Raw genomic sequence first — 16,406 nt, 5'->3', positions numbered from 1 at the left:
CATGGTCGGAAAGATGCTTGTCGCGTCGACAAATCCACATTTACCGTCGGCCGCAGGTCGATGGATGGGAGCGGAGCATGTGCATGGCCGGAGGGGTACGCTCCGTAAGAAGCCGAGCTTCTCGCCACGCTGGCGCGCCGCCCTTCCAATGATCGTGACCTTTTGCCTTGTCTGGCTGGGGTATCTTTCGATCGTGACGATCGTCATTGCGACGGATCCATACGACATCTACCGCTGGGGAGCGAGGCTCAAACTGACGCGCAATGACGTCCCGCGCGATGTCGTCGTGCGGTGGGTAGACGTCGTCTCGAAGCAATCGGGAATCAACACGTTTCTTGTCGGCGGCTCGACCACGGCCATGTATTCCCCCGATGACATATCCGCAGCGCTGGGCGGAAGTGTCGTAGCCTACAATCTCAGCTATGGCGGGCCCCGACCGATGGACCGCGACATCGTTCTCGATCAACTCGCCATCAACGCGCAAGCCAAGCGGATCATCATCACGTTTGACTGGATGTACATTCTCGACCCAGAAAAGATGCGCCAGGGCTTTCCAGAGTATCTCTATGACGAGGAAATCAGCGACGACATCCGAATGGTCGACCTGAAATCATTGCGGCGAACATGGAAGGTCCTGTTGGGGGAGACGAGCTACGAAGCGCAAGACGACGAAGGGTACGCCAAGTTCACGGAGAGGCAATACCGCTCCTTTCAGATGCCCGCCCAAATGGCTGAACTGCAGGCCGTGATCGAAGAGTATCGGTCAGTCGTTGACGCCCCGAGCGGCAGGACATGTGCGAGCTTCAGTGCCGTGAATGAGCAGCTCGTGCCGAGGATTCGGAAATTCGTCGAGAAGGGCGTGCAGGTCGACGTCATCATACCCATCCTCTCCTACGCCAATTACTATTTTCGCATGAGCGACATAAGCGCGACGTTGCTGGACGAGGTTCTGCTGTCGCGGCGATGCTTTGTCCAATCGATAGACACCCTGCGCAATGTGCGCGTGTTTGCATGGGATGATGACCCCAGGATTGCCGGTGACCTCGGCAACTTTCGTGATCCTGGGCACGTCTATAACCCGGGGCTACTCAGGCGAACACTTACGTCACTTTCGACGGGCGAAAACAGGCTGACGGCGGCAGACGTCGAGGCCTATGAGCGCCGTATCCGGACCGAGGTGAAGAGTTATCGGCTTCGAAACAGTTATCTCGAACGAACTGCAAGGAATTGAATCGCGCACCGCAAAGCGCTGTCGACGGCCTGAAAACTGCCGCCAAACCAAGGTTGAACAAATGTCTGACCATCAACTTTATCTATCCCAAGTCGCAGACGTGATCCGTGAGCTGTTCGATGAATACGACGGCCCGATCACCCTGGAGACGACGGCCCGCGACGTTCCGCAATGGGACAGCCTGTCCAATGTCAGACTGATGGTTCTGATCGAGCAGGAGCTCGCAGTCCGCTTCAGCACGGCTGAGGTGCAAGGTTTCAAGAACCTCGGCAGCCTTATCGATGCCGTGGTCAAGCGCAAGCAGAACTGATCGATCATCAACGCCCCGGCGCGGGGAGGCACGGCTTTATGAACACGTTCTTTCCGTGGAGACCGCCGCTTGAGGAGAACTGGGCCGCACGCGTGGCCGAGCTCGAGGCAATTGCCGCCGGCGGCGAAATGCCCGACTACGCCGCCACCAGATCGGTGGCCAACCAGCAGTTGGGCCCACGCCAACAGCTCAGGATCGAGCGCCTCGGCAAGCGGCTGGGAAAAATTAAGGGAAACGGCTTCACCCGCATCGAACTCGGCCTCCTCGGAAACCGGACGCTGAGCTATCTCTGCGATCCCTTGGGTGCGGCAGGTTTGGCGCGTGGTCTCCTCGTCTCGGCGCATGAAGCGCCATACGACGGGGTAGCTGGCTTCGCATTCTCCGCCAAAAATTGTTTCGAGCGGGGACTCGATGCCGTGCTTGCCGTTCTGGATGAGAGCACCCTCCAAGGGGAACGGCCACTGCTGGACAGGGCTGCCGAGGACGAGGCTGTGCAGGAGGCCGAAAGGATCGCTTCCGCCATCGCCGAGGCGGCGCGATCGAAAACCGGATGCCCGGCAATCATTGCGACGCTGCCGCCGTGCATACAACTGACCTCCGCAGACATCGCAACGCCGGGTTCGATCGCCCGGTTCCGGCTGCGGGTCAACATGATGCTTGGCGATGGCGCTGCAGAGGGGCGGTGGCTGATGTGGGATCAAGCCGCCCTTGCTTCACGGATCGGTATTGAGCGCTGGTTCGACCCGATCGCCTATCATTCGGCGAAGGTGCCCTTCAACGTTGAACTCTGCCCACTGGCGGCGGACAACATTGCTTCTCTTCTCGCTGCCATGACCGGCAAGAGCGCCCGCGCCCTCGTGCTCGACCTCGACAATACGCTTTGGGGCGGCGTCATTGGCGACGACGGTCTCGCCGGTATCCGGATCGGCCAGAATTCGGCAGAGGGAGAGGCCTTCGTCGCGTTTCAAAACTTCGTCCTGGGGCTCCGGAAACGCGGAGTAGTCCTCGCCGTCTGTTCGAAAAACACCGATGCCGTTGCGCGTGAGCCGTTCCGGCGGCACCCTGATATGCTATTAAAAGAAGAGCACATCGCCGTGTTTCAGGCCAATTGGGACGACAAGGCCACTAATATTCGTGCGATCGCCGAAAAACTCGGTCTCGGTCTTGAGTCACTTGCCTATGTTGACGACAATCCTGCCGAACGCGAACGCGTCCGACGGGAGCTTCCGCTCGTTTCCACAATTGAGGTAGGCGAGGATCCGTCCTTCTTCATCGATCGCGTCGCGGGTTCAGGTCTTTTCGACCATCTGCCGCTGAACTGCGACGATCTGGCGCGGGCAAACAGCTACGGGGGGCGTGCGGCAGTTGCGGAGATCCGCGCGCGGGTAGGCAATTATGAGGAGTATCTGAAGTCCCTAGACATGCGGATGACCATCTCACCCTTCGACGAGGTAGGCCGTCCGCGCATCGTTCAACTCATCAACAAGTCCAACCAGTTCAACCTGACCACCCGCCGCTACAACGAGGAAGACGTTCGGCGCATGCAGGGAGACCCAAACTTTATCGGTTGGCAGATAAGGCTCGACGATAAGTTTGCACAGCACGGGACGATCGGAGTCGTCATTGTCCTCAAGAAGGGTTCCGAATGGGAGATCGACACCTGGCTGCAATCGTGCCGCGTCCTTGAGCGGGGCGTTGAACAGGGCTTAATGAACAGCCTGATCGAGCAGGCGGTGTCAGCCGGTGTGGTCAGCATTCGCGGGCGCTATATACCAACAGAGCGCAACGCAATGGTGTCGGATTTCTATCCGCGGCTTGGCTTCGACCTCGCGGGAACGAATGGCAACGGGTCAGTGGATTTCGTCTGCGCCATATCGAAGTACGAACCCCATCCCGTGTCCATGAACATAAACCTGTGTGTGTAGCTGTCTCCTCCTTCATTGCCGGCATGCTCAAGCAATGACGCCGCGGCACCTTGCTCGGTTCTCTGCCTTGCGTTGGAGAGCGCGCAGCCGGACCGCCCGGTCGCTGATGGCGATGGTCGCCGTATCCTCGAGGAAGGTCTTGCGGGTCTTCGAGCAGCACCTTCCGCTTCGCTGACGGGTTGCTGCCGGCCTTCTTCGTCGGATGGTAGCCTTCTACAGACTGGTGCGTGATCGTCCGCTGTATCCTTCGTGACCGCATCGACGACGATCGAAGCCGGGTCGAAGCAGGCGAGGCATTACACGATGACGGTCGTCACCTCTTCGCTGAATTTTGCTTTCGCTATTTCTCTGTCAGGCTCCGGTCAGGTCGACTGTAACCGCCCGGTTGTTACCGCGGAGATTTCGCTTTGATGCGCGCGATGAGCTCTTCGTCATCGACGAAGGCTTCGAGGAAGTCGTTCCATTCGTCAGCGGTGCGGCGAGCATGGGCGAGCATTTGTCTCAGCTCGTCAACCCCATCGTCAGTGAGAGCGGTGAGTGCCTCGTCTGTGCCATCGTAGACGCTGATGATACTGCAGTAGGAGAGATTGTCGTCGTTGCTGACGATCGCCTGAAGGCGTTCAGGGTCCTCTCCAAGCTTTTTCGCGACAATGCATTCACCGACGAAAATACGTGATCGGACACTCCAAAAGGAAACGGTTGCTAGGCCACGGAGGTCGGTGGGTATTTCCGGCGAAGCCGATCACAGTGGCCTTAAGGCCCCTGGACTAGCTCGGCAGAAGGTGGTCATCGCACCGTTGACTGAAAGCGTAAGTGGGATAGCTCGAGGCAGGCTGACGCTAAATCTCGCGGACACATCAGCGGCAATCGACTAACCCTTACCCAAATAGGCTATGTGACAGCAGAACTGTCGTCTGGTATTTATGGCAACCTATAATTGCCCGTAAGTGCATCCTTTTTTTATTCATTCTAATATTCATTTTTAGCCGGAAGCTCCCGGCCCCTGGAGGAAAGCATGGCGACGATTACGTATCATTTCCCAGCAGGACTCTATCCTAACCAGTACAACCCACCCCTCACCGGCATAAGCGTCAACCCCTCCTTCGCTGAACTTGTGGACATGAGCAAGGCAAGCCGCTCCACGACCACCAGCACGGACGTGCTTTATCGCCTGGACAACGGCCTCAAACTGAAATTGGTCGGCACGGGGTTCAGTTTCGACGCGAACGGAGACGCCGTCGGCGGGACAGTGACATCGATCGAGGTCCTTCTGAACAACGGAACGGCCTTGGTGCAGACTATAACCGGCCTGGACCTATCACTTGAACTATTCCAAGACGCTGCCGATGGATTCGACAAGTCTGGACTTGAAAGCTGGCTCCTGAGTGGCGATGATACATTCAACGGGTCTGCCGGCGACGATGAAATTGTAGGCCACCTTGGAAACGATGTCCTGAATGGCAATGACGGCAACGATCTTGTTACCGGTGGCGGCGGTGATGACACTTACGACGGTGGAGCCGGAGTTGATGTTCTGAACTTCCAGGATGCGTATGGAAACCCAACAGCAATAAGAGGTATAGATCTAAACGCTACCGCCGGGACGGTAATTGACCAATTCGGTTTCTCGGAAACATTCCAGAATTTCGAGGAGTTCAGAGGTACGCAGTTTTCAGATACGATGATCGGGTCCTCGGTCGATGAGACGTTTATGGGCTTTGGCGGACGCGACACAATTGACGGTGGCGCGGGCATAGATACGATCCGATACGATCGTGACGTGCAAAGGGGCGCTACAAAGGGAGTCAGCGTCAATCTCGCGACCGGCGTTACGACCGACAGCTTTGGATCTCAGGATACTCTCTCTAACATCGAGCATGTGCGAGGCACTGACTTTAAAGACACGATCGTCGGGAATTCGGCTTCTAACTCAATTCGCGCGTTTGCCGGAAACGACATTCTCGACGGTGGGAGCGGCGCCGACAATATGCGTGGCGGAAAGGGAAACGACACGTATTTCGTGAGCAGCAACAGCGACATTATCGATGAGAACGCTGATAGCGGCTCCGGCATTGATACGGTCCAATCTGTCAATTCCTTCAACCTCGCGAACATCGCGGTGGTCTTGGGAGACATCGAGAATTTGACCCTGCTTGGGTCGGCAACCCACGCGACCGGCAATGCTCTGGCCAACGTCTTAATAGGGAATGCCAGCAGCAACACTCTGAATGGGGCGGCCGGTAACGATACGCTGACGGGTGGCGTTGGGAACGATAGTTTCTTCTTCAACTCTGCATTGAACGCGGCAACGAACGTGGACACCATCACGGACTACGATGCTCCGACCGACACTATCCGGCTGGAGAATAGCGTTTTCACTGCCATCGTAGGCACCGGAAGTTTGAGCGGTTGGCAATTCGCCAAAAACACGACGGGTCTGGCGGCCGATGCGACCGACCGCATCATTTACGAGACCGACACCGGCAACCTCTACTATGACAGCAATGGCAACGCCGCCGGCGGCTCAGTCCACTTCGCTACGGTCGGCACCAACCTCGCGATCACTGCGGGCGATTTCTTGATCGTATAAGAATACGAGACGTGACCGCTAAAGGAGCGTCCCTTGCTGGGACGTTCCATTCTGCGAGTTGCTCCGTGATCTAAATATATCTGTCCCTTCGTTGAGAGGAAGTGTCTGACCTTGAGGCGATAAAAAACCCGCCGAAGCTGCTTTGCGATCAGAGGATAAAAAAATCTTTGGTCAGCGTCACGGCCTCATCGAGATGGATCGCTAAATCCGCTTTTTTGTCGCCATTCACGTCCGCGTAAATGTACGTGTCCGAAGCTTCCTTGACATAACGGAATTCTCCGGCTCTGCCCTTAAAGGCGGCGGTGCCAATGAATGTGAATCCTTGATTTCCGGAAGTGTTTACACTGGCATCAATCGCCGACACATCGATGCGGTCACCACTGCTCGGAACGAAATCGAAGATGGTATCTACCAGCGTGCCGCTAGATTCGGCGACTGACTTGAAAAGGAAGCGGTCTGCGCCACCCTGACCCCAGAGACGATCTGCACCAGCCCCGCCATATATGGCGTCGTTCCCATCCCCAGCAGCCACGGAATCATTGCCGTTGCCGCCAGTTAGGCCATTGCCAGCACTGTTCCCGTAGAGCTGGTCGCCATAGTTCGTACCAATCAGGTTTTCGATGGAATAGTACGTGTCGCCGGCGGCATCAGTGGTGTTGGCCGATACATTTGCGAGACTGGCAATGACGCCCCGTTGAGAGGTCACATACGAGGCGGTGTCACTCCCGTTTCCGCCGTCAATGCGGTCACCACCGGCGCCGCCAATGATCCAGTCTTTCCCATCATAGCCGTAAAGGGTGTCATTGCCGCCGTTACCATTCACGGTGTCGTCGCCGTCGAAGCCCATCAAAACATCGGCCAGGCCACCGCCCGTCAGTGTGTCGTTGCCGCTTAGGGCGTTGATGATGACGCCGGCATCGTCAGACGTGCTCCAGGTACTAGCAGCATTTACGATTTCCGCAACGGCCACGCTAGTGCCCTCAACAATGAACAGCCGCTGCCCATTGTAGAAGCCTGAATAGCTGTTTACTGTGCCGCCGTAGGGCTCCCCGTACACGTCATATTTGAACCCCGACCCGCGGAATTCCTCGCTCGTGCCGTCAGAATAATTGACCCGAAACACCGTCGATGTCCGGGTGTATGACGCCCCATAATAGAGGTTGCTGAAGTCGAAATCGCTTTGATTGAAGCTAAAATTCGACGCTACCGTAAGCTTTGCCATTTGCCTGCTCCCTAGCCCAACTTTCGCAGGCATAGAACAGTTTTAGGTTGCAGGCAATTAGCCCACGGCGCGTTATTGTGCCTTTAGGTTTCGCCGTGGATCGAGTAGGGTCAGCGCTCAAAAACCGCAGCAATAAAATGAAACTGAACCCGCCAATTTCCGCGACCGTGGTCGCTGAAAACGAGATGCTGGTTGTTCACGGTACTGACGACGCCGGAGCCCTGACTGCGGTCGAGATTGAGTATGGCGACAGCCACGAGTTTGTGGCTTGGCTCCTGTACGTTTTTAACAACACTCCCTTGAGATGGGAGAGCAGCGGGCGATTGTCGCGGAAAACATCCACGTTGGGATGCACCAAGGCGACGAGAAGGCCCCCACATGCTGTTCTTCAACTTCGTTGCGGGCGATCTAAACCTGACACTCGTCGCCCAACTTCGCACGAATTCACCGGCAAGGATCGCGGCCATCCAGGGCCACCCGGAACAGCTGTTCGCGGAAATGGCGGACCTGAATGACGTGAGAAGGCGAAAGCCTACGAAGCTACGGCCAAGAGTTCTTCGCTGCCGACGTCACCTACGACTGCAAAGTGCCGCGCTGCTCTGTGGTCGATTTCCAGCTTCTCCAGCGGAAAGAACTTCTGCCTTGCGGCGCGGTAAGCTTGGCGCTGGATATCGTGCTGCAAGCCGGCATAAAGCTGACGTGTGGACCATCCTAGCGCGGTGTACGTTTCGCCGCCAAGAATCTCGTTGATATTCCACATGGCGGTTGAGTAATACCCGACAGCGTATTGCGGCGGCTCATCGAGGAGGAAGAAGGCTTCCGCCGGTACCGAAGAGTCACGATGAACGACTAGGTCACCGTCAACGCTCTCTTTGATTATATCCGCGAGGCGCGCCGGAGATTTCGGGTGCGGGATAAACATGACGCGGTCGCAAACCTCGAACAAGCGGCGGCAAGTCTCGGCGTACATTTCTATCTCATCCCTGAAATAGAACCCCTTACAGAAGTCGGAGAAGTTTTGACCGAGCACGATTGCCTGCGGTCGCCACTCGCCTTGCAGATCTCGGGCACGCTTCTTCCAATGATCGATGAACGCAGCATGCATCTTTGCGCGCCGCTCGTCGTTTAGACCGATGTAGCACTTCTCGGCAGCCTTCATTTCGACGAGTTGCCGTTGGCCAAGATCAAACTGAACATAGCGTTTTCTCAGATGCGATCGCGGCGCTTCGATTTCTGTCAGAGGAAGGTTCGCTAACCTGACACGTTTCAGGTGAGCCAGCACATCGCCCTTGTGGGCGTAGTTATGAAACAGCTTGGCGCAGGCCTTGATTGGCATCTCAAGGTAGCTCGCAAGTCCATCCTCAAGCATGTAAATAGGCGCTGCAGGGAAGGCATCCAAATGAAGTTTGACAAAGCGTTGCGAAAGCAGGGCGCAGAAAATGCCGGCAATCCGTTTCGGATGCCTTCTTCGAATATCGGCAATGACGCGCTCGATACCGACTGTCTTCGAAAAATCGCCCTTATAAATGCTGTCGCCTCGATCATAATGGACGATGGAGGCCTCCAGGAAGCCATTTTCATCCAGAGCCGATCGTAGGTGCCCGGCTGCGGTGGCATTATTTCCGAGTGTATCGACCAGCACGACGATCAGATCCCGACCGGCTCGCCCCAATTGGATGGCGCCCTTACCCCCGGCGAACATTTCTGCCATGCATGCAATTTGAACGATCTGCGATGCCTTGTCGCACAGAGCGAGGTACTTCTGCCTTCCGAACATTTACCGCTTCTCCGAAATGTTGTTGGCCAAGGACGTACTGAAGTGCCCATAGTCGATATACATATGCGGTCGCAAGGCCGGATATTTGTCGCAAGCAGTCATGTTCGACTCGATCCGCCACTCTGTTAGGGCGCCGAACAGGTCGTTCACCTTATCCACGCGACGGGATTTGACCTCAAGCGGTCTTGTCGAATCCGGCATTTGCAGCAGCTGCAGCCGGATGTCCAAATAAGGGTCGACGGGCAGCTTCTTGTTTTGGTCGAATGCCCGCGCGCGGTACCAGTCTTTTTTGGCGACGAAATTCACGAGATTTATCTGCTCCAGGTGGTAGAGCGATATGCTGTCGCTAAGGCTCAGGAATCTCCTCGTGTAGGTGAACGGCGCAACGTTCACATGCGCATACTGCCATTCAGGGAATTGTGAGAAGCCATCGTCGGCAAACCCCACGTCTTTGAATTTCTTAAGTCCTCGTGAAGGCAAAAGGCCGACGATCCGGTCTTCTGAGTAGTATGCTCCCATGTCGGCGGTCAGGTTCAGCCACGGGAGTGCGAGAATATCTCCGGGGCTCATCGCTGACATGATCGCCCTTAGGACGCCCGGCGTTATTTGATCCGACAATACCTCATCGGCATCGACCTGGATGAAGTGCGTTCCACCCAATTCGCGACCGCGATCGACAAGAATTTGATGGATAAGGGACTCATTGAACAACCAAGCATCGGCCCGGATCAAGTCGATGGGGAGCCCGTCGGATCTGCACTCTTCAATCCGAGCGACCGTGTCGTCATTGGAGTGATCGTCGAAGATCACCACCTGGTCGACATGCGAGGCGATCGCCTCGATTGCGAACTTGATCGTCGCCGCCTCGTTCCGGACGCGCATCATCGCGACAATTACCGGCTTGGCGCGACCGCCTGGATCGATTTCGTTCTTGAAGCAATCCCTGAAGACCACCGAGCCGTCACGGACATCCAGCAGTACAGTGTCCTGCAAGCCTCCAACCTCTCCAGCGGTTGCGCCGTCGCTTATGAGGTGCGCAGCAATGTTCGCGTTTAGAGATGCGTGGACATAGAGGTCAGGATTGCCAAGGCCACGCGGCATGGCTCTGCCGGCACCGCTGCAGAGGAGGTTCAGTACGAAGCCGAACTCCGGCCACGCCTTCGCCTCGCCTAAGACTTTGAGAAGCAGGAGAAGTAATTCCTGATCCTGGACCTCTCCGAGTTGGACAGACTTGAAGCGTCCCTTTGTATTGGTGAACTCGTATGCAGCTTGCGTGCCACCGATAGCGTCTATGAGGTAGAGCGCCCTTTTAAAGGCCCCAATGTTATCGTCCTGATAAAAGCGGGAAACAATCGCTTCGTAGTCGGCGTAGTTCCATTTTAGCCCAAAGGCGTAAGGAACATAGTTGACTTCTTTGATGTAGAGCTTCTCGCACTCTTTCGGATCGTTCAAAGGCCGAACCGAGTTTATGTTGAACGGGTTTTCGAGGCTGTGCATCGGATGTCCTGTGGAAACGCCTTGGGAAGGCAATTGCGGCGCAAACTACTAATCTACTTTCGGTTGTCAACCGATTCCGATTGCAGTCCCTGCAGCAATACTCCGACAGGAATGTGACAAACGATTAATTTTCCAAGGAACACCGCGTCATGACCCTTTCTTTCTTAGGCGCGGAGAATGCCTCCGGTTCGATCTGCATGGCCTAGACGCGCCATTGATGTCGCCACGCTCCAGCCGCCACGCGCGCGATCACCACGGACGAGCGGATTTTCTCGATCGCCTCGCGAATGGCAGCGGAAAGCCTGGAATCATTATTTGCGTGCCGTTCATCGAAGGTCATTGCCATTCCATGGGCAATCCCAGGTAGGCGTCAGCCGCTTCACTGCGCCGACCTGGCCCAGCCGCGAGATAAACCGCTGCGCCGTAGCCTGTAATCTCTCATGAAATCGAGGAGGCAATGGTATGCATTGCACCGCGGGTCGGCGGCCCAGCACAAGCCATACGCTCTCCCGCACGTTTGTGAGCCTCGGGCGAAACATCGCCGCATGGATCGATGATCAAACGAGCAACGGGCGATGCAAACAGACCTCGAGTGCGTCGGCAAACTCCTCGTGTATGATCTCGACCACGCGGGCAAGCTCGCGCTGCTTCCTCTCCGGGAGATGTTCGAGGCTCGATCTCATATCCAACCGATAGGGTTAAGACGATTCGCCGTCTACTGTTGGAATTGATAGGAACTATATTATCAAACGTAAAACTATTGGTCGCAAGATGGATATAAATAGTTTATTACCGCTGATGCGGGGGGGCGGATCAACAGTCGCTGGAACCTACACCTGGAAAGATTTGAAGTCCCGCCACCCCGAGGGGTTGCAAGACAATGAGGAAGTGAATCGCATCGGCAAGAACAGTATAAGTGAACGGCTGTTGACGTTCTGCTGCCTTCAAGAAGCGCGGGCGGATACTGAAAGTCATTCTATTTGGTTCCTACGCCCGCGGCAATTGGGTTGACGAGCCGCACACGATGAAGGGCTACCGCTCGGACTACGACATCCTTGTAATCGTCAGTTCGAAGAAACTGGCCGAACCGCAGTATTGGGAAAAGGCGACCGATCGGCTGCTGTGGGACAAGGGTGTCTCAACTCCGGTGGGGCTGATCGCGCACGGCGCCCGGGAGGTGAACAACTACCTGGCCGATGGACAGTACTTTTTCATCGATATTCTGCGCGAGGGCGTCATCCTTTACGAGCTCGACGATCGGCCGCTGGCCGAACCGAAACCATTGTCTCCTTCTGATACCCGTAAGCGCCGTCTCCGCCCCATTGGACAGGCTGTATTTTGAGGCTGGCTGGGCGTGCGAAAAGGTTTCCAGGACTATCTGGAGATTTGCATGGCAGATGATGGATTTGTTGGGCGCTACGAAGTTGTCGAGCCGCGCCGCGGAAACCGACGTTGGCCGGATGCTGTGAAGGCGCGGATCGTCGCGGAAAGCCTTGAGCCTGGTGTTCGTGTTGTTGATGTCGCGCGCCGTCATGACGTTGTTCCGCACCAGCTTTCCTTCTGGCGCCGACAAGCGCGCGAGGGCATTCTGGCGCTGCCGTTTGAGGCTATGCCGGGCCTGTCGGAGAGCGGCGATGCCGAGCCTGCATTTGTGCCTTTGGCGATTGCGGCAGAGCCGAGCGAGGCTGTGAGTGTTTTGGCGCCGCCGCTGTCGGAGGCGGTTTCGTCGGTCTTGACGTTGGAGATCGGCCCGGACGTTGTGTTGCGGGTTCCCGGCGATGTATCGGTTGAACGTGTGGCGGCCCTGGTGCGCGCCATTCGAGGGACGGCATGATCGTCGCGGGCCAACGACTGCCGATCCTGGTTGCAACGCGGCCGGTGGACTTCCGCTGTGGGCATCAGGCGCTGGCTCTGATGATGCAGACCGAGTTGAAGCTCGACCCGCATTCCGGGGTGACGGTGATCTTCCGGTCGAAGCGCGGTGATCGTCTGAAAATCCTGGTATGGGATGGCACCGGCATGGTGCTAACCTACAAAATTCTTGAACATGGAAGCTTTGCCTGGCCCAAGGTTCAGGATGGGACGATGCGTCTTTCCAGGGGGCAATACGAAGCTTTGTTCGAAGGTCTTGATTGGCGACGGGTGATGGCGCAACGGGTGACGGCGCCGTCGGCGGCAGGGTGAGTATCCGGCCGTCTTTGCATTGTTTTGTTTGGCTTTTTTGTGCTGCCTTGCTATAAGGCCGCATGTCGTCACCCCTTGATCTCAGCCTGTTTCCGAACCTTCCGCCAGAGGTGGTGAAGGCGTTTGCGGCGATGCAGTTCGAGCTGTCGGTCGAGCGTGCTGCGCGTCAGCATGAGCAGGCTGTGGTGGCCGAAAAGGACGCGTTCATCGCCGAGTTGAAGGAACTGATCGAGAAGCTTGAGGGGCAGGTTCACGACTATCGGCGCACGAAGTTCGGGCCGAAATCGGAAAAGCTCGATCCGGCGCAGATGGAACTGGCGCTGGAAGACCTTGAAACGGCGATTGCCGAAACACAGGCGCGGATCGCCGCCGTCGAGAAAAAGATCGAAGCAAGCGCATCCGATCCGGACAAGGCCGTTCCTCGCAAGGAGCGTAAGGCCCGTGCACTGCCCGAACACCTGCCGCGGGTCGAGAGAGTGATCGAGCCTGAGAGCATCGTTTGTCCCTGCGGTTGCGGCAACATGGTCCGGATCGGCGAAGACCGGACGGAACGGCTCGACCGGGTCCCGGCGCGCTACGAGGTGATCGTCACGATCCGCCCGAAATACGCCTGCCCCAAGGGTCGAACGGGCGTCGTCCAGGCCAGAGCGCCGGCGCATCTCTTGGAAGGGAGCTGGCCGACCGAAGCCCTTCTGGCTGAGATTGCCGTCTCCAAGCATTCCGAACATATGCCGCTCAACCGGCAGGCCGAGGTCATGGCGCGACACGGGGTGCCGATAGACCGCACCGTCCTGGCCGATTGGATGGGCAGGACGGGTGCTGCGATCGCGCCGGTGGTCGACCATATGGCCAAACGGCTGCTGTGGGAAAGCACGCGGCTTTATGTCGACGAGACAACGGCTCCGGTGCTTGATCCGGGGCGAGGCAAGACGAAGACCGGTTATCTATGGGCCGTGTTGCGTGACGATCGCGGCTGGAATGGCTCTGCGCCGTCGGGCGTGGTGTTCCATTATCGACCTGGGCGTAAAGGCGAATATGCCGCTGAAATCCTCGACGGGTTTAACGGGACAATCCAAGTGGATGCCTACGGTGGTTACTCTCACCTCGCCACGTCGGACCGGGTGGGTGGCGATCCCTTGAGGCTGGCTTTCTGTTGGGCGCACGGGCGCAGAAAGCTGATCAAGGCCACGCCAAAGAGTGGATCGCCCATCGTCGACGAGGCGCTGGTGCGGATCGCCGCGCTCTACAAGATCGAAGACAGTATCCGTGGCTCAGATCCCGAACATCGCCGGGCAGTTCGACAGGACCTCTCCCTCCCGCTGGTGGACGCGTTCTTCGCCTGGCTGGCAGCGCAAGCCAAGCGCGTCTCACGCAAGTCTGACCTCGGAAAAGCCCTGGCCTATATGCTAACGCGGCAGGACGGGTTCCGGCTGTTCCTGGACGACGGCCACGTCGATATCGACTCCAACCTGGTGGAAAACGCGATCCGCCGACCGGCCATGAACCGCCGCAATGCGCTCTTTGCGGGGCACGATGAAGGGGGCCGCAATTGGGCCCGGTTTGCCAGCCTGATCGGCACTTGTAAAATGAACGGCGTTGAGCCCTACGCCTATCTGTGCGATCTCTTCACCCGCCTCGCAAACGGCCACCTCGCCAAAGACATCGATGCCCTGATGCCATGGGCCTATGCCGCCCGCATCACGGCCTCACAATGAGCTCGTCAGGTACTCTTCGGTGAGCTCATTTGACCGCCGAGGATCGGCCTCAGATCGCCGCAACTGAAAAATCAATGGGGCGTGGACGTCGCATACTGATACCCTCAGGTTGGCCCAGGAGCATTTTGAAGGTCGTTTTCCCGAAGCCCAGCTGATGCTGCGCACAGCGGTTTGGCAAGCCGGACAGATTGGTGACGTTACGGAGTGGGGCCGCCTCGCAGCGTTTAGTCTACATCAGGCTAATGAGCATGCCTACTCGACGCTTCTCCTGACCCTCACAAACTACAGCCCGCCTTCGCATAACCTCAAGTTTCTTCGCGGCCTGGCGAGGATCAGGATCGCCGGCTTATCGAGGCATGGCCTCGTGAACAGCACCGCTTCACGGCCTGGTACAATATCCTTAACGAGGCCTATGTGAAGGCGCGCTACTCGAAGCATTTCGAGATCACCGCAGAAGCGCTCGCGTGGCTTCGTGAGCGGACGGAACATCTGCACCGTCTTGTCGGGGCGATTTGCAAGGAGCGGCCCGGAAAGCTTGAACACGTGACCGCCCGAGGTGAATAATTTGTGACAAGCGGCAGTCGCTTAAGACTGGCGGATCGACCGCAGGGCATGTAGATAGCAGTCTTACTTTTTCGGATCCAAGGCGCCGATGGCGGTAACGCGACGACAAAGGGAAGACTTCGCCAATATGTCCTCCGCTCCCACACCGGAGCCGGTGACGACCTTTGCCGTCCAGATCATCGGATGGAAGAGAGAGCTTTTCGAACGATATTTTCCCGACAGGAACTTCCATTTCCTTCCGATGAACGTCGGCAAGCGCGAATTCGAGCGTGTCTGGAAGCCGCGAATCTTGGCCGAGAAGGACGCCGAGTTTCTCGCCTGGGGCCCGGAGCTGCCGGAGCGATTTGATGCACTGGCAAAAGCGAGGAACATTCCCGTTACCTTCATAGAGGACGGTTTCCTTCGCTCGGCCCGGCCAAGCGCCAGCCGCACGCCTCCCCTCTCCCTGGCGCTCGACAGCAGGGCGCTTTATTTCGACTGCCGCCATCCCTCCGACCTCGAAGTGCTGCTGAAGACCTATGACTTCGAAGCGGATGCGGTACTGATGGAGCGTGCGCGCGCCGGCATCGCGCTTCTCATCGAAAGCGGCATCAGCAAATATAATGGCGCACGTCAGCGCACCGCCGAGGAGGTCTACGGCGAGAAGACGGGCAGGCGGGTGCTGGTCGTCGGCCAGGTGGAGGACGATGCTTCGATCCGCTACGGCTGCCTCAGCCGCATGACCAACAACGACCTGGTGCGACTCGCGGCCTCCGAGCAAGCGGGCGCCCAGATCCTCTACAAGCCGCATCCGGACGTGCTGAGCCGCGCTCGCCCGGAAAGGTCCGACCCTGCCGGAGTGGCGCATCTTTGCGAGCTGGTGACCGAGAGCCTGCCGCTCGCCGAGGCGCTGCGCACCGTCGACCACGTCTATACGATCACCTCGCTCGCGGGCTTCGAGGCGCTCATTCGCGGCATCCCCGTTACGACCGCCGGCTGTCCCTTTTATGCCGGATGGGGCCTGACCGACGACCGCCAGCCGAACCCGCGCCGCGGGCGACGCTTGAGCATCGAAGCGCTTTTCGCCGGCGCCTATCTGCTTTATCCTCGCTACTTCGATCCCGAGACGGGAGCGCAAACCTCATTCGAAGCGACCGTGACCGCGATCAGAAGACAGCTCGACGAGCCGCAGGGCCTTGGCCCACCGCGGCCGCAATGGCGCGCCTGGGGTCCTTACGGCCTCTTCGGCTGGCGCCATCTCCTGGCCGCCTTCGTCACGCCGGTGATCCGGAAGCTAGGCAGTGACCGCGATGTCGAAGACTTCAGGGCCGACCCGATCCGTTTCTTCCGCGGCCTGTCCGACCGGAAGTACCGGATCATCGGCCGCATACTTTATCCGTTCGGGTGACTGA

At 57.7% G+C, this 16,406-nt stretch carries 15 protein-coding genes and 2 pseudogenes; 10 read left to right on the top strand and 7 right to left on the bottom strand.

Going from position 1 to position 16,406, the window contains the following annotated elements; all coding sequences use genetic code 11:
* Position 1 precedes the first annotated feature (1 nt).
* The 3 genes from JOH52_RS25655 to JOH52_RS36195 all read left to right on the top strand — a co-directional run bounded on the left by JOH52_RS25655 (position 2) and on the right by JOH52_RS36195 (position 3,466).
* Entirely contained in the window at positions 2–1,231 is a 1,230-nt protein-coding gene (locus JOH52_RS25655) for a TonB-dependent receptor (RefSeq protein ID WP_127657838.1), read from the top strand.
* A 61-nt stretch (positions 1,232–1,292) separates the two neighbouring features.
* Positions 1,293–1,541, top strand: coding sequence for an acyl carrier protein (locus tag JOH52_RS25650; RefSeq protein ID WP_010969848.1), 249 nt, complete (start codon positions 1,293–1,295; stop codon positions 1,539–1,541).
* A gap of 38 nt (positions 1,542–1,579) precedes the next feature.
* Positions 1,580–3,466: an HAD-IIIC family phosphatase gene (locus JOH52_RS36195; protein ID WP_209566061.1), complete on the top strand. Its 1,887-nt coding sequence runs from the start codon at positions 1,580–1,582 to the stop codon at positions 3,464–3,466.
* Positions 3,467–3,493: 27 nt separating this feature from the next.
* Here the strand turns inward: JOH52_RS36195 and JOH52_RS35285 are convergent, their stop codons facing one another.
* Both JOH52_RS35285 and JOH52_RS35280 read right to left on the bottom strand, forming a co-directional pair.
* Positions 3,494–3,580: a hypothetical protein gene (locus tag JOH52_RS35285; RefSeq protein ID WP_411756085.1), complete on the bottom strand. Its 87-nt coding sequence runs from the start codon at positions 3,578–3,580 to the stop codon at positions 3,494–3,496.
* 274 nt (positions 3,581–3,854) lie between these two features.
* A complete protein-coding gene (locus JOH52_RS35280; RefSeq protein ID WP_051968718.1) occupies positions 3,855–4,136 on the bottom strand; it encodes a hypothetical protein in 282 nt (93 codons plus the stop codon).
* A gap of 345 nt (positions 4,137–4,481) precedes the next feature.
* On the opposite strand from JOH52_RS35280, the gene JOH52_RS25630 reads away from it, so the two are divergent.
* A complete protein-coding gene (locus tag JOH52_RS25630) occupies positions 4,482–6,056 on the top strand; it encodes a calcium-binding protein (RefSeq protein WP_127657897.1) in 1,575 nt (524 codons plus the stop codon).
* Positions 6,057–6,204: 148 nt separating this feature from the next.
* Here JOH52_RS25630 and JOH52_RS25625 read toward each other — a convergent pair whose 3' ends face one another.
* The 5 genes from JOH52_RS25625 to JOH52_RS25605 all read right to left on the bottom strand — a co-directional run bounded on the left by JOH52_RS25625 (position 6,205) and on the right by JOH52_RS25605 (position 11,527).
* The gene (locus tag JOH52_RS25625) at positions 6,205–7,278 is read right to left on the bottom strand and encodes a calcium-binding protein (protein WP_040121043.1); all 1,074 of its coding nucleotides are present in this window, start codon (positions 7,276–7,278) and stop codon (positions 6,205–6,207) included.
* Between the two features lie 532 nt (positions 7,279–7,810).
* The gene (locus JOH52_RS25620) at positions 7,811–9,055 is read right to left on the bottom strand and encodes a polysialyltransferase family glycosyltransferase (protein WP_040121044.1); all 1,245 of its coding nucleotides are present in this window, start codon (positions 9,053–9,055) and stop codon (positions 7,811–7,813) included.
* Complete coding sequence (locus JOH52_RS25615; RefSeq protein WP_024311915.1) at positions 9,056–10,552, bottom strand: glycosyltransferase family 2 protein; 1,497 nt, start codon at positions 10,550–10,552, stop codon at positions 9,056–9,058.
* A gap of 202 nt (positions 10,553–10,754) precedes the next feature.
* On the bottom strand, positions 10,755–10,892 hold the full coding sequence (locus JOH52_RS25610; protein ID WP_153416478.1) for a hypothetical protein: 138 nt from the start codon (positions 10,890–10,892) through the stop codon (positions 10,755–10,757).
* A gap of 473 nt (positions 10,893–11,365) precedes the next feature.
* Entirely contained in the window at positions 11,366–11,527 is a 162-nt protein-coding gene (locus tag JOH52_RS25605; RefSeq protein ID WP_153416477.1) for a hypothetical protein, read from the bottom strand.
* Here JOH52_RS25605 and JOH52_RS25600 point away from each other — a divergent pair.
* The 6 genes and pseudogenes from JOH52_RS25600 to JOH52_RS25580 all read left to right on the top strand — a co-directional run.
* Positions 11,487–11,849 (top strand): annotated as a pseudogene (locus tag JOH52_RS25600) (nucleotidyltransferase domain-containing protein); the annotation flags it as partial. The gene JOH52_RS25605 and the pseudogene JOH52_RS25600 overlap by 41 nt on opposite strands.
* Positions 11,850–11,942: 93 nt before the next feature.
* A complete protein-coding gene (gene tnpA, locus JOH52_RS25595) occupies positions 11,943–12,386 on the top strand; it encodes an IS66-like element accessory protein TnpA (protein WP_127657905.1) in 444 nt (147 codons plus the stop codon).
* Positions 12,383–12,736 carry an IS66 family insertion sequence element accessory protein TnpB gene (gene tnpB, locus JOH52_RS25590; RefSeq protein WP_014531098.1) on the top strand — a complete coding sequence of 118 codons (354 nt, stop codon included), beginning with the start codon at positions 12,383–12,385 and terminating at the stop codon, positions 12,734–12,736. The genes tnpA and tnpB overlap by 4 nt, the downstream gene beginning before the upstream one ends.
* A 62-nt stretch (positions 12,737–12,798) precedes the next feature.
* The gene (locus JOH52_RS25585; protein ID WP_209566040.1) at positions 12,799–14,451 is read left to right on the top strand and encodes an IS66-like element ISRm14 family transposase; all 1,653 of its coding nucleotides are present in this window, start codon (positions 12,799–12,801) and stop codon (positions 14,449–14,451) included.
* 88 nt (positions 14,452–14,539) lie between these two features.
* A pseudogene (locus tag JOH52_RS35275) lies at positions 14,540–15,015 on the top strand (HEPN domain-containing protein); the annotation flags it as partial.
* A gap of 88 nt (positions 15,016–15,103) precedes the next feature.
* Positions 15,104–16,402 (top strand): capsular polysaccharide export protein, LipB/KpsS family, encoded by a 1,299-nt coding sequence (locus JOH52_RS25580; RefSeq protein ID WP_040121045.1) that lies wholly within the window; start codon positions 15,104–15,106, stop codon positions 16,400–16,402.
* Positions 16,403–16,406: the final 4 nt, after the last annotated feature.

Source organism: Sinorhizobium meliloti (assembly GCF_017876815.1).
Taxonomy (GTDB): Bacteria; Pseudomonadota; Alphaproteobacteria; order Rhizobiales; family Rhizobiaceae; genus Sinorhizobium; species Sinorhizobium meliloti.
This window is presented reverse-complemented; position numbering and strand designations above follow the sequence as displayed.

Bases quoted from the DNA above. Each gene is read 5' to 3' on its own strand.
- JOH52_RS25655 (WP_127657838.1), top strand. From the start codon at position 2: ATGGTCGGAAAGATGCTTGTCGCGTCGACAAATCCACATTTACCGTCG.
- JOH52_RS25650 (WP_010969848.1), top strand. From the start codon at position 1,293: ATGTCTGACCATCAACTTTATCTATCCCAAGTCGCAGACGTGATCCGT.
- JOH52_RS36195 (WP_209566061.1), top strand. From the start codon at position 1,580: ATGAACACGTTCTTTCCGTGGAGACCGCCGCTTGAGGAGAACTGGGCC.
- JOH52_RS25630 (WP_127657897.1), top strand. From the start codon at position 4,482: ATGGCGACGATTACGTATCATTTCCCAGCAGGACTCTATCCTAACCAG.
- JOH52_RS25625 (WP_040121043.1), bottom strand. From the start codon at position 7,278: ATGGCAAAGCTTACGGTAGCGTCGAATTTTAGCTTCAATCAAAGCGAT.
- JOH52_RS25620 (WP_040121044.1), bottom strand. From the start codon at position 9,055: ATGTTCGGAAGGCAGAAGTACCTCGCTCTGTGCGACAAGGCATCGCAG.
- JOH52_RS25615 (WP_024311915.1), bottom strand. From the start codon at position 10,552: ATGCACAGCCTCGAAAACCCGTTCAACATAAACTCGGTTCGGCCTTTG.
- JOH52_RS25610 (WP_153416478.1), bottom strand. From the start codon at position 10,892: ATGACCTTCGATGAACGGCACGCAAATAATGATTCCAGGCTTTCCGCT.
- JOH52_RS25605 (WP_153416477.1), bottom strand. From the start codon at position 11,527: ATGACTTTCAGTATCCGCCCGCGCTTCTTGAAGGCAGCAGAACGTCAA.
- tnpA (WP_127657905.1), top strand. From the start codon at position 11,943: ATGGCAGATGATGGATTTGTTGGGCGCTACGAAGTTGTCGAGCCGCGC.
- tnpB (WP_014531098.1), top strand. From the start codon at position 12,383: ATGATCGTCGCGGGCCAACGACTGCCGATCCTGGTTGCAACGCGGCCG.
- JOH52_RS25585 (WP_209566040.1), top strand. From the start codon at position 12,799: ATGTCGTCACCCCTTGATCTCAGCCTGTTTCCGAACCTTCCGCCAGAG.
- JOH52_RS25580 (WP_040121045.1), top strand. From the start codon at position 15,104: ATGGCGGTAACGCGACGACAAAGGGAAGACTTCGCCAATATGTCCTCC.